The sequence below is a fragment of the Mycobacterium sp. 852013-51886_SCH5428379 genome (assembly GCF_001665575.1).
Taxonomy (GTDB): domain Bacteria; phylum Actinomycetota; class Actinomycetes; order Mycobacteriales; family Mycobacteriaceae; genus Mycobacterium.
Window position 1 is genome coordinate 113,182 of the sequence record NZ_LZSU01000018.1, and the last position, 11,715, is coordinate 124,896.

The 11,715-nt window shown below is 68.6% G+C and carries 14 protein-coding genes; 2 read left to right on the top strand and 12 right to left on the bottom strand.

Annotated features, from left to right (window positions below; genetic code table 11):
- Nucleotides 1-9: 9 nt before the first annotated feature.
- The 9 genes from A5757_RS07185 to A5757_RS07220 form a co-directional block, all read right to left on the bottom strand.
- The gene (locus A5757_RS07185; RefSeq protein WP_066830755.1) at nt 10-1,074 is read right to left on the bottom strand and encodes a lysophospholipid acyltransferase family protein; all 1,065 of its coding nucleotides are present in this window, start codon (nt 1,072-1,074) and stop codon (nt 10-12) included.
- 31 nt (nt 1,075-1,105) lie between these two features.
- Entirely contained in the window at nt 1,106-2,173 is a 1,068-nt protein-coding gene (locus A5757_RS07190; RefSeq protein WP_066830762.1) for an SDR family oxidoreductase, read from the bottom strand.
- Between the two features lie 51 nt (nt 2,174-2,224).
- Nucleotides 2,225-2,326 carry a 30S ribosomal protein bS22 gene (locus A5757_RS22695; protein ID WP_003402602.1) on the bottom strand — a complete coding sequence of 34 codons (102 nt, stop codon included), beginning with the start codon at nt 2,324-2,326 and terminating at the stop codon, nt 2,225-2,227.
- A gap of 149 nt (nt 2,327-2,475) precedes the next feature.
- Entirely contained in the window at nt 2,476-2,730 is a 255-nt protein-coding gene (locus tag A5757_RS07195; protein ID WP_066830872.1) for a cell division/environmental response transcriptional regulator, read from the bottom strand.
- A gap of 137 nt (nt 2,731-2,867) precedes the next feature.
- Nucleotides 2,868-3,758: a pyrroline-5-carboxylate reductase gene (gene proC, locus A5757_RS07200; protein ID WP_156618223.1), complete on the bottom strand. Its 891-nt coding sequence runs from the start codon at nt 3,756-3,758 to the stop codon at nt 2,868-2,870.
- A 25-nt stretch (nt 3,759-3,783) separates the two neighbouring features.
- Entirely contained in the window at nt 3,784-4,608 is an 825-nt protein-coding gene (locus A5757_RS07205; protein ID WP_066830768.1) for a thioesterase family protein, read from the bottom strand.
- 30 nt (nt 4,609-4,638) lie between these two features.
- A complete protein-coding gene (locus A5757_RS07210) occupies nt 4,639-5,484 on the bottom strand; it encodes a sugar phosphate isomerase/epimerase (protein ID WP_066830771.1) in 846 nt (281 codons plus the stop codon).
- 7 nt (nt 5,485-5,491) lie between these two features.
- Complete coding sequence (locus A5757_RS07215) at nt 5,492-6,730, bottom strand: hypothetical protein (RefSeq protein WP_066830773.1); 1,239 nt, start codon at nt 6,728-6,730, stop codon at nt 5,492-5,494.
- Entirely contained in the window at nt 6,727-7,758 is a 1,032-nt protein-coding gene (locus A5757_RS07220) for a Ppx/GppA phosphatase family protein (RefSeq protein WP_066830775.1), read from the bottom strand. Before A5757_RS07220 ends, A5757_RS07215 begins: the two co-directional genes overlap by 4 nt.
- Nucleotides 7,759-7,853: 95 nt before the next feature.
- Here A5757_RS07220 and A5757_RS07225 point away from each other — a divergent pair, with 95 nt between their 5' ends.
- Nucleotides 7,854-8,630 (top strand): hypothetical protein, encoded by a 777-nt coding sequence (locus A5757_RS07225; protein ID WP_066830873.1) that lies wholly within the window; start codon nt 7,854-7,856, stop codon nt 8,628-8,630.
- A gap of 23 nt (nt 8,631-8,653) precedes the next feature.
- A complete protein-coding gene (locus tag A5757_RS07230; RefSeq protein WP_066830875.1) occupies nt 8,654-8,941 on the top strand; it encodes a YciI family protein in 288 nt (95 codons plus the stop codon).
- Nucleotides 8,942-8,943: 2 nt separating this feature from the next.
- Here the strand turns inward: A5757_RS07230 and regX are convergent, their stop codons facing one another.
- From regX to A5757_RS07245, 3 genes are all read right to left on the bottom strand, one after another.
- Complete coding sequence (gene regX / locus A5757_RS07235) at nt 8,944-9,630, bottom strand: two-component sensory transduction protein RegX (protein WP_066830776.1); 687 nt, start codon at nt 9,628-9,630, stop codon at nt 8,944-8,946.
- Nucleotides 9,627-10,835 carry a cell wall metabolism sensor histidine kinase WalK gene (locus tag A5757_RS07240; RefSeq protein ID WP_066830778.1) on the bottom strand — a complete coding sequence of 403 codons (1,209 nt, stop codon included), beginning with the start codon at nt 10,833-10,835 and terminating at the stop codon, nt 9,627-9,629. Before A5757_RS07240 ends, regX begins: the two co-directional genes overlap by 4 nt.
- Before the next feature lie 132 nt (nt 10,836-10,967).
- Complete coding sequence (locus A5757_RS07245) at nt 10,968-11,714, bottom strand: phosphoglyceromutase (RefSeq protein ID WP_066830780.1); 747 nt, start codon at nt 11,712-11,714, stop codon at nt 10,968-10,970.
- Between the last annotated feature and the right edge of the window lies 1 nt (nt 11,715).

Here is an 11,715-nt window from a genome sequence, read left to right on the forward strand (position 1 = left end):
CCAGGGACGTCAGCCGAAGAACATGTTCCGGCGGCCGGCGAGCAGCTGGTAGAGCGTCTGCTGGATGGTCTCGCGGACCTGGTCGGTCAGCTCGAAGGTGATCATCGGATCGTCGGCGGCGCCGTCCTCGTAGTCGGCGGTGGGGATCGGCTCACCGAACTGGATGTGCCACTTCGACGGCAACGGCACCACCCCGAGCGGCCCGGCGAGCGGGAACAGCGGCGTGATCGGGAAGTACGGCAGACCCAGGAGCCGCGCGAGCAACTTCACGTCGGCGACCATCGGGTAGATCTCCTCGGAGCCGACGATCGAGCACGGCACGATGGGTGCACCGGTGCGCAGCGCGGCCGACACGAAGCCGCCCCGGCCGAATCGCTGCAGCTTGTAGCGGTCCTTGAACTGCTTGCCCAGCCCCTTGTAGCCCTCGGGGAACACCGCGGTGAGGTGGCCGGCGGCGAGCAGGCGGTGGGCGTCGGACGTGCACGCCATGGTGTGGCCGGCCTTGCGGGCGGCCTGGCCGACCATCGGCAGGTCGAAGACCAGATCGGCGGCCAGCAGTCGCAGATCCCGGTGGGCGGGGTGCTTGTCCTTGACGGCCACCGACGTCATCAGACCGTCGAAGGGCAGCACGCCGGCGTGGTTGGCCACCACCAGCGCGGCGCCTTCGTCGGGCAGATTCTCCACACCGCTGACCTCGACCCGGAACCACGAGTTGAACAGTCCACGCAGCAAAGGCAGGAAGACGGCGTTGTTGAGGTGGGAGTCGAAGCCGAACTCGTCGACCTCGTAATCGCCGGTCATCCGCTTGCGGACGAAGTCCGCGACCGCGGAGATGCGCAGCGCCAGTTCGGTGGGTTCTGCTTCCGGCGCAGCGGCGCCGGCGCCGCCACGATGGGCGTCGATCTCGCGCACCACCGCCGCGATCTGCTCGGCGGAGGCCGGACCGCCCGAGTCAGCGAGCAGCGACGGGTGCCGACGGGCGGCGTCGGACCGGCTCGCCGAGCGTCGAGCGGCCGCCCCTCGGCCTGAATTCCCGTGCAGCGGAATCACTTTGGCTTTGGACTCGCCCGCCACGTCAGTACCTTCTCCCCGAATTCAGCTCTGCCTAGTTTCCCCAGCGCTGCGCAACCGCAACCGCGCGCCCCTCGACCGACCGTATCCATCGTGGGTCAACGATCGGCGTCAGTCCACGCCCACGGACGTAATCGTCAAAAGCCTCCGCCGTCGTCCATTTTGGACTAAAGCGCAGCACTTCGCGCATCCGCGTCGTGTCCATCACCCTGCCGTAGCTCAGATAGTTCATCTGCTCACGGTCCAGCTCAGTGTACTTAGTCGCGCGCATCAGCGAATCCACTGCCCAGAGGGCCGATCGCGGGACCGGCAGTGCGATGCGCCCGGACCGACGAATCGCCTGGCTCATCATGATGATCCCGGACGCTCCGATGTTGAAAGTGCCCGCCTTGCCCGCGATGGTGGCCCGCTCGAGCGCACCGAGCGCGTCCTGCTCGTGCAGCAGCTGCAGCCGCGCATCCTGCCCGAGCACCGTCGGCACCACCGGACCGGCCAGGTATCGCGACAGCGCGGTGTCCATCGCCGGGCCGATCATGTTCGCCAGCCGCAGGATCGTCACCGCGATGTCCGACCGGCGCCGCCCCAGACCGCGAACGTAACCCTCGATGTCCATGCTGTCGCGGGCGAAGCCCTCGGCCGGCGGCCTGCGGGCGCTGCTGTCCTCGGTGAACAGCACCGGATCGTGCGGACTCGAGCCGTAGACCTCGGACGTGGACTTGAGCACCACCCGGCGCACCGTCGGCGCCTTCTGGCAGGCCGCGAACAGCTGGATCGCACCCATCACGTTGAGTTCTTTGAGTGCGGCACGGCCGCCGGCCCGCGGCGCGTACGACGCCGCCGCCGCGTGCACCACCGTGTCCACCTCGCCGTTGCGAATCACCTTGGCGATGAACGGGTTACGGATGTCGGCGCGCACGAACTCGGCGCGGCCCATGCGGCGCAGCATGTCCTTGCTCGGCGTCACCGCGTCGACGGCGATGACGTGGTCGATGAGCGGATTCTGCGCCAGCCGGGCGGTCAGGTAGCCGCCGAGGAATCGGCACGCTCCGGTGACCAGTACCACTTTCGGGTACTGACCGTCCCCCGTCACGGTCGATTCCACGACGCCAGCCTAACCGTTGCCGCTGTAAGCCACCTGGCGAGCGGCTGAGCGCTACTTGCCGAGTTTTCTGCGCTGGACCCGCGTGCGCCGAAGCAGCTTGCGGTGCTTCTTCTTCGACATGCGCTTACGACGCTTCTTGATGACTGAACCCATGAACTCCGCTACCTACGTTTCCTGTGTCCGACGCTGGGCCGGCACGGAATCTCGACCCATGCCGTCGCCACATCGGACTCTGACGTCCAACCCGGACACCTTACCCAAGCCGGGATCGTGACGCGAAAACGCCCGAGCGGCCCGGATGCCTAGCCGGCGTCGAAGTAGGAACTCTCCAACATGTCGTGGACCGCTTTGGCGTGCACGCGGAACGACCGGCCCACCCGCACCGCCGGGAGTTCCCCGTTGTGCACCAGGCGGTAGACCGTCATCTTGCTGACCCTCATCAGGTTCGCCACCTCGGCGACCGTGAGGAATTGAGCTCGTGGCTGTTGACCATCGGAAGCCCCATCGCGCTTCCCCCCGGCCGAGTCACGTGCCGATGGCCCGTTCGTAGACGTCATCGCAACCCAATCCATCAGGCCCGGGCAGTTCCAGCGGCTTCCCCACCGCTGGACCCACCCGTGCATACACGAGGAGAATAGCGTGGCGGATGGGGTTACTGCGACGGGTGTGGGTTATTCGATCGCAATTCAGTGAACTACTCGGATGTAATTCCTAGCTGCTCAGAGCGTGTTTTCGCGGCTTCGACGGCGTTGGCGACGGCTGACCGCAAACCCCCGCGCTCGAGTTCCCGCAGCCCAGCGGCGGTGGTGCCGGCCGGCGAGGTAACCGTCGCGCGCAATTGGGCGGCGGTGGTGTCGAAGCCGGTCCCCGCCGACAGCCCGGCCTGCCCGGCCGCGTCCCCCGACGGCTGGGCCTCGTCGAGACGCTCCAGCAGCATCGCCGCCGAACCGGCCATCGTCTGCACGACCAGATCCGTCGCCACCGACCGGGACAGGCCCACGGCGACGCCCGCGTCGACCAGCGCCTCGACCATCAGGAAGAAGTAGGCGGGTCCGGAGCCCGAGACCGCGGTGACCGCGTCCAGCTTCGACTCCGGTACGGGGATGACGCCGCCCACCGCGTCGAACAGCGCCGAGACCTCCTTGAGGTGCTCGGCGGTGGCGAAGCGGCCGGCCGCGAGCGCGCTGACGCCGCCGCCGACGACGACGGGCGCGTTGGGCATCGCACGCACGACCGGCGCCCCCGCCGGCAGCTTGTTCTCGTAGTAGGCCGTGGTCACCCCGGCGGCGACGCTGACGAAGACCTGCTCCGCGGTGTCGGTCTCGGCGTTGGCCGCCGCCGCGGCGATGTCGTCGATGACGCGCTCCACGTCGTCCGGTTTCACCGCGACGATCACGTAGTGGGCGTTGTCGGTGGCCTCGACGGTCGAGGTGACCAGCACGGAGTACTTCTCGGCGAGGAACTTGGCGCGCTGCGGGTTCTTCTCCGCGACGACCAGATCCTTGACCTGTCGACCGGCGCGCAGCAGCCCAGCGAGCAGCGCCTCTCCCATACTTCCGCCACCGATGATCGCGATTCTGGCCATGGCGCAAAGCATTGCACGCGGCGGATCAGGCCGGTGCGGGCACCATGGCCAGCTGCCGCGTCTGCACGATGATGCGGCCGGAGCAGTCGACGACGACGTGGTCCTCGTCGAACCATTCCTGACCGATCTGGGTGGTGGTGCAGATGACCCGCAGCCAGCCGTCGGCGGGCCGGGCACGGAGGTAGGCGGTCAGCTGCACGGTGGGCGCCCACCCGTACCGACCGACGCCGTACGTGACGGGTGCCGACACGTCGCCGCACAGCAGCGCGAACAGGACGTCGGGTGCGCCCTCACGAGGCCGCACCCAGTACTCGATCACCGGCGGCCCGCCGTCGGAGCGCGGCTGCATGGTCGTCAGCGAGGGACGGATGTCGCAGCCGTGCGCGAGGTGGACGATGTCGGCCATCGAGTGACCGGGTCCGATCGGCTCCAGCCCCGGCGGCGGGTCCGGCGTCATCAAGGGCACTACCGGATTGACCGACAGCAGCGGCGTGCCGTCGTGTTCGGGCTCGGCGAGGGTGACCGCCACCCGCACGGCAGTCCTGTCTCCCTGGTTGAGCTCCACGTCGACCAGCGACACCCGGCGGCCGCGTTTGCGGACCGTGGTCACGACCTCCATGGCGCCCGGATCGGGCGCCCACAGGAAATTGCCGGACACCGCGATCGGTTCCGGGCCCGTCGTGCCGTCGCCACCGGACTCGGTGCGGGCCGCCTTCGCGCACAGCGCCAGCATGGTGCCGCCGTGCACCTTCGGGCCGATCGTCCAGTGTTCGTTGAGCTCGCCGGCGTAGCGGCCGTCCCCGAGCGCGCTCAGGTTCATGGCATCGGAAAACAGCGTGGATGCAGCCACATTTGATTCAGACACGGGTTCTCCGTCCCCTCAGCGCAGCAGGTGGGTGCGGGCGAACTCCAACGACTCGCGCAGCAGCGTCTCGCGTTCGGTCGCGGTGCGTGCCCCCGACGTCGTCACCTCCAGGATGACGTGACCACCGAAGTCACCGGCCGCGAGCATCTCGCAGATCTCGACGGTCGGCTGGGTGCCGCGGCCCGGGACCAGGTGTTCGTCGGTCGACGCACCGCTGCCGTCGGCCAGATGCAGATGCACGAGCCCCTCGCCCATCCGACGGGCCATGTCGATGGCGTCGGTCCCGGCCGTCGCGGTGTGCGACAGGTCCAGCGTGTAGTGGGCGTGTTTGCCGTCCAGCGGATCAAAGGACGGCGCGAACGCCGAGATCCCCGGACCGGGCCGGCCGCCGCGTTTGCGCATCCGCTCGATCGAGGTCTGGCCGGCGCCGAAGAAGCGGTCCGCGCGGAACGGGAACATGTTCTCCACGGCGACCATCACCTCGCTGCCCGCCTCGAGTTCGGCGACCTGTTCGGCGAAGCCCTCGGCGTAGCGGCGCTGCCACCGGAACGGCGGGTGCACGACGACGGTCTGGGCGCCCAGTTGTTCGGCGGCGCGCACGCTGCGGTCCAGTTTGGTGATCGGGTTGGCCCCCCACACCCGCTGGGAGATCAGCAGGCAGGGCGCGTGCACGGACAGCACCGGTACGCCGTATCTGGCCGACATCTCCGCCACGGCCTCCACGTCCTGGCTGACCGCTTCGGCCCACACCATCAGCTCGACACCGTCGTAGCCCAGGCGCGCGGCGTACTCGAAAGCAGCCTCGGTCCTCAGCGGATAGACCGAGGCCGTGGACAGACCGACCTTGATCGCGGGGCGCACCTGGCTGCTAGCCCGACTGCAACAACGCCAGTGGCCCCAGGGTGACCAGCGCACCGACGGCGACGGCGATCAGCGTGCTACCGATGTCCTCGGTCTTGCGCACGACGCGCACGCCCACCACGAGGCCGAGGATCACCAGCACCGACAGCACGAGCGCCACGATGTTGTTCCACTTCCAGAGTTGGTCGAACGCGATGAAAAGGCCGGCGCCGAACGCGACCGCGAGGATGCACTGCCCGACCACCCACGCTCCGCGCAGGAACCCCGCCATCCGGCCCGTGCGCTCGGCCTCGGGCTCGGCCTCGGTGTCGTCAGCCCGGGGCGCCGTGTCGTCGGCGGTCGACTGGCCGCCGAACAGCGCGCCGGCCGTGGAGCCGAAGAAGGACGGTGCCTTGTCGCCGGCTTTGCGGTCGGCATCGAGGTCTTCGTCGTCGAGATCGTCGGCGAGGTCCTCGTCGACGAGATCGTCTTCCAGGTCCTCTCTGAGGTCGGCATCGAAGTCGTCATCGACCTCGTGCAGCGCCGGCTCGTCCAGGGCGATCGGCGGCTCGAGGAGATCACCGTTGTCGAGCAGGTCCTCGTCCTCGTCGATCTCGACGACCGGATCGGGGCTCATCTCCTCGGCGCCGACCGGGGCCGAGGAGCGCGAGCCGAACGACCACGGGCGACGGCGCTGGGGTTTGAAGTCGACCGGCTCGTCCATGGCCTCGCGGGCCTTCAGATGTGCCGCGTAATCGGCTTCGGCGGCGTCCTCGACGATCGTGTCTTCGAGGTCCTCGGCGTCTTCGAGGTCTTCGGCCTCGTCGATGTCTTCGGCCTCGTCGATGTCTTCGGCGTCCTCGACGACGTCAGCGTCCTCGGTGACCGCTGCAGGCTCTTCTGCGGCAGGCTCTTCCGCCGGCTCCTCTGCGGGGGATTCCGCGACCGCCTCTTCGGGGACCTCGGCCTCGTCGGGCTCCTCCGGCGGAACCTCGGGCGCCTCGGGTTCGGCCGGTGCGACCTCCTCGACGGGCGGTTCCGGCTCTGGTTCGGGCGTCTCGGGCTCGGGCGTCACCACCGGGATCGAACCCGTGCGGTCGGTGATGATGGGGATCTCGCCGGTCAGTTCGGCCACGGTGACCGCATCGGCGTTACCCCGGCGCCGTCGCCGCCGCCCGCCCGCGGGGGGTGCGCCGATCGTGCCGTTCTTGGCCAGCAATTCAGCGACCGAGATCGGCCGGGTGTTGCTGTTGTCTGGTCCTGTCATCGTGTGTTGCCGCCTCTGGGCCTGAGCGTCTCTCGTCCAGCATCTCGCACCGGGAGCTCCATCGCGGCCAGATTGTCGGCACCGCCGACGAACGCGGTGCCGTCGGCCTCGCTGTCGAGTTTCCGCAAGATCAATCCCTCTCTGAGCGCCCAGGGGCAGATGTCGACGGACTCGATCGAGAGCGCTTTCATACTCGCCTCAGCCACCAGGGCTCCCGCCACGATCTGTGGCGCCCGGTCGGCACTCACCCCTTCCAATTCCGCTCGATCAGCCGCGGTCATCCTAGAGATGAAGGCTATGACCTGCCGCAGCCCGGCTGCCGTCAGCGTCCGTTTCACCCGTGGACCGGCCGCGGACGGGGCCGCGCCGGTGAGCCGGGCCAGGCTGCGGAACGTCTTCGAGCTGGCGACCGTCAGATCCGGGCTGCCCGCCTTGAGCACCTCGGCGCCGGCATCGGCCAGCTCGGTGGCCAGCCAGTCCCGCAGCATCGCCACCCGCCGGCGGCCCGGCGGATCGTCCGACAGCCATTCCCGGGTGAGCCGGCCCGCGCCCAGCGGCAGCGACAGCGCGACCTCCGGCACCTCGTCGACTCCGTTGGACAGCTCCAGCGAGCCGCCGCCGATGTCGATGTTGATGATCCGGCCCGCGCTCCAGCCGTACCAGCGGCGCACCGCCAGGAAGGTCAGCCGGGACTCGTCGACCCCGCTGAGCACCTGCAGCTGCACCCCGGTCTCGGCGAGTACCCGGGCGAGGACATCCTCGGAGTTGGTCGCGTCGCGGACCGCCGACGTCGCGAAGGCCATCAGCTCCGCACATCCGGAGCTCGCCGCGATCTTGGCGAACTCGTCGACGGTGTCGACCAGCCGGTCGGCGCCTTTGCGGGTCAGCTTGCCCGAACCGTCGATCGCCTCGGCCAACCGCAACGGGGCCTTGGTCGAACTCATCGGCGTGGGGTGGCCACCACGGCGCGCGTCCACCACCAGCAGGTGAACCGTGTTGCTGCCCACGTCCAAGACGCCCAATCGCACGTATCCAACCTAGACCGTCCCCACCTGCGGTCCTCGCGCCGACACCCTTGTCTATACGGGGCAGCCCCTGGAAGGTGGTAGTAGCGTTGACGATCGTGACCGACTGCCATCCCGGCGAGGTCGAACTGGACTTCGCCCGCGAATGGGTCGAGTTCTACGACCCTGATGATCCCGCGCACCTGATCGCGGCGGACCTGACATGGCTGTTGTCGCGGTGGACCTGCGTTTTCGGCACCCCGGCGTGCCGGGGCACCGTGGAGAACCGCCCCGACGACGGCTGCTGTTCGCACGGCGCGTTCCTGTCCGACGACGACGACCGGGCGCGGCTCGACGACGCGGTCACGCACCTGACCGCCGAGGACTGGCAGTTCCGGGACAAAGGGCTGGGCAAAAAGGGCTACCTCGAGATGGACGAGTACGACGACAAGCCCAACCTGCGTACGCGAAAGTACAAAGGCGCCTGCATCTTCCTCAATCGTCCCGGTTTTCCCGGCGGCATCGGTTGCGCGCTGCACACCAAGGCACTGGCCCTGGGTGTGGAGCCGCTGACCATGAAGCCCGACGTGTGCTGGCAGCTGCCGATCCGGCGCAGCCAGGAGTGGGTGGAGCGGCCCGACGGGTCGGAGATCCTCAAGACCTGGATCACGGAGTACGACCGCCGCGGCTGGGGTGAGGGCGGCGCCGATCTGCACTGGTACTGCACCGGAGATCCGGCGGCGCACGTCGGCGCCCGTCAGGTCTACGAGTCGTACGGTCCGGAACTCACCGAGATCCTGGGCGAGAAGGCCTACGCCGAGCTGGCCGCGATGTGCAAGCGGCGCAACGGCCTTGGGCTGATCGCAGTGCATCCGGCGACGCGAGCCGCACAGTGAGTTCGACACCGCCGGGCAGCGGCCTGTTCCTGTTCCAGCTCATCCCGCCGCGCGCCGACTTCGCCCAGACCATGACGGCCGACGAACAGCAGGCCATGGCCGGCCACCAGGACTACTGGCGCGAGCTGCTCGCCGCCGGCCGGGTGGTGGTCTACGGTCCGGTCGCCGATCCGGAGGGGGTGTGGGGTCTGGGCGTGCTGCGGGCTCCCGACCGCGCGGAGGTCCTCGAGATCGGCAACCGGGATCCGTCGGTGTTGGCCGGGGTCAACACCTTTCAGGTGTTCGAGATCCTGGACGGCGTCACGGGCTGAACTCAGCCCTCGAGTTTGTAGCCGAGGCCCCGGACGGTCACCAGGTGCACCGGGTTGGCAGGGTCGGCTTCGATCTTGGAACGCAGCCGCTTGACGTGGACGTCGAGGGTCTTGGTGTCGCCGACGTAGTCCGCACCCCACACCCGGTCGATCAGCTGACCGCGGGTGAGCACCCGGCCGCTGTTGCGCATCAGGTATTCGAGCAGGTCGAACTCCTTGAGCGGCAACGTGATTGGTTGTCCGTTCACGCTGACGACGTGGCGTTCGACGTCCATCCGGACCGGACCGGCCTCGAGCACCCCGTCGGCGAGACCGGCGTCCTCGGCCTCCGCACCCCGCCGTAGCACCGCGCGGATCCGGGCGATGAGTTCACGCGCCGAGTACGGTTTGGTGACGTAGTCGTCGGCGCCGAGTTCCAAACCGACCACCTTGTCGATCTCGCTGTCCCGCGCGGTCACCATGATCACCGGGACACTCGAGCGAGCCCGCAGCTGCTTGCACACGTCGGTGCCGCTCATGCCGGGCAGCATCAGGTCCAGCAGCACGATGTCGGCGCCGGAACGTTCGAATTCGGCCAGGGCGGACGGGCCGTCGCCGACGACGGTGGCCTCGAACCCCTCCTTCCGCAGCAGAAAGGCCAGGGGATCAGCCAAGGACTCCTCGTCCTCCACGATCAACACACTGGTCATTGGTCTCGTTGGTCCTCTCGGTCGGCGATATCACTGGAAACGTCGGGAGCCGGCTCGTCATCGGGGTAGGCCGGGATGGACAGGGTGAACGTGGAACCGGTGCCCGGCTGACTCCACAGTCGGATGGATCCGTTGTGGTTGGCGGCGACGTGTTTGACGATCGCCAGCCCCAGACCGGTTCCGCCGGTGGCCCGCGACCGTGCCTTGTCCACGCGGAAGAACCGTTCGAACACCCGCTCCTGGTCGGCCTTTTCGATGCCGATGCCGCGGTCGGTCACCGAGATCTCGATGTTGTCGCCCCTGCGGCGGCGGCTCACCGAGACCGGGGTGCCCTTCGGGGAATACGCGATGGCGTTGGAGATGAGGTTGGCCAGAGCGGTCACCAACAGCGATTCGTCGCCGTAGACGCGGAAGCCGGTCGGGGCGTCGGTGGTGATCGCGATGTCGGCGTTGTCGGCGGCGACCTTGTGCCGGGTGAGTGCCTCGTTGACGACGGAGTCGACCTCGACGGCCTCGAGATCGGGCAGCCGTTCGGCACCCTGGAGTCGGGACAGCTCGATCAGCTCGCCGACCATGTCCGCGAGCCGCCGCGATTCGGCGACCATCTTGTCGGCGAAGTGGCGCACCGTGTCGGGCTCGTCGGCGGAAGCCTGCAGCGCTTCGGCCAGCAGCCCCATGGCCCCGACGGGCGTCTTGAGTTCGTGGCTGACGTTGGCCACGAAGTCGCGGCGGGTGGCTTCCATCCGGGCGTGTTCGGACTGGTCGTCGACGTAGACGACGGCGAAGCGGCGGTCCTCTTCGGTGAGCAGACGCACCGTTCCGCGCACCGAGATCCCCGAGCGGCCCGGCCGCGACAGCTTGCGCGGCGACAGGTCGACCGAGACGCCCTGCCCCGTGGCCAGGGTCCGTTCGGCGGCCGCCCAGGCGCGCTCGTCGAGCAGCCGGTCTTTCACCAGGCCGAGCTCGACGGCCCGCTGGTTGCTGTAGACCACGTCACGAAAGCCGTCGACCACCGCGATGCCGACCGGCGACGCGGACAGGATGTGCGCCAGCATCTGCGAGACGGTGATCCCGGCCTGGTCGACGGCTCGGCGCCGGCGTCGCTCCAGCACGCGCGGGGTGAGCACCACCCCGACACCCACGCCGATAGCCAGCGTGAGTAGTGCCACGCCTGCCGTCAACAGCAGCGCGGATCCCACACTCACGCGAAAATCGTACGCAGAGGATGAACGTCATCCCAGCAGCGTGCGGCCAAACCGCGACAAGTCACACTGCGAAATGCAGGTGTTCTGCCGCCGTTCACCGGGCGTTTGCTCAGGGCCGCCGCACGCCGCGGTTCACTTGGCGCCCTGAGAGGCGACCGCAGCCGCACCGGCCTGCGCGGCCTCGGGGTCGAGGTAGGTGCCGCCGACGACCTTCGGCTTGAGATCGGAGTCGAGGTCGTAGCGCAGCGGGATGCCGGTAGGGATGTTCAGCCCGACCACGTCCTCGTCGGACATTCCGTCGAGGTACTTCACCAGCGCCCGCAGCGAGTTGCCGTGCGCGGCGATCAGCACCGTCTTACCCGCGCGCAGGTCCGGCACGATCGACTCTTCGAAGTAGGGCACGAACCGGGCGACCACGTCGGCCAGGCACTCGGTCAGCGGACCGCCGCCGATGTCGGCGTAGCGGGGATCGGTGTCCTGGCTGAACTCGCTGCCGGCCTCGATGGGCGGCGGCGGGGTGTCGTAGCTGCGCCGCCACGCCATGAACTGCTCTTCGCCGTACTTCTCTTTGGTCTCGGCTTTGTTCAGGCCCTGTAGCGCGCCGTAGTGCCGCTCGTTGAGCCGCCAGTCACGGTGCACCGGGATCCAGTGCCGGTCGGCCTTGTCCAGGGCGATGTTCGCGGTGGTGATGGCCCGGCGCAGCAGCGAGGTGTAGAGGACGTCGGGCAGCCGGTCGAGTTCGGCCATCAACTCCCCGGCGCGCGCCGCCTCCGCCCGGCCCTTGTCGGTGAGGTCGACGTCGACCCACCCGGTGAACAGGTTCTTCGCGTTCCAATCACTTTCGCCGTGACGAAGCAGGATCAGCGTGGAATCTCCCATG

Coding starts and splice junctions, on each gene's coding strand:
- A5757_RS07245 (WP_066830780.1), bottom strand. CDS start 11,714: ATGGGAGATTCCACGCTGATCCTGCTTCGTCACGGCGAAAGTGATTGG.
- proC (WP_156618223.1), bottom strand. CDS start 3,758: ATGGCCAGAATCGCGATCATCGGTGGCGGAAGTATGGGAGAGGCGCTG.
- A5757_RS22695 (WP_003402602.1), bottom strand. CDS start 2,326: ATGGGTTCAGTCATCAAGAAGCGTCGTAAGCGCATGTCGAAGAAGAAG.
- A5757_RS07195 (WP_066830872.1), bottom strand. CDS start 2,730: ATGACGTCTACGAACGGGCCATCGGCACGTGACTCGGCCGGGGGGAAG.
- regX (WP_066830776.1), bottom strand. CDS start 9,630: ATGACCAGTGTGTTGATCGTGGAGGACGAGGAGTCCTTGGCTGATCCC.
- A5757_RS07215 (WP_066830773.1), bottom strand. CDS start 6,730: ATGACAGGACCAGACAACAGCAACACCCGGCCGATCTCGGTCGCTGAA.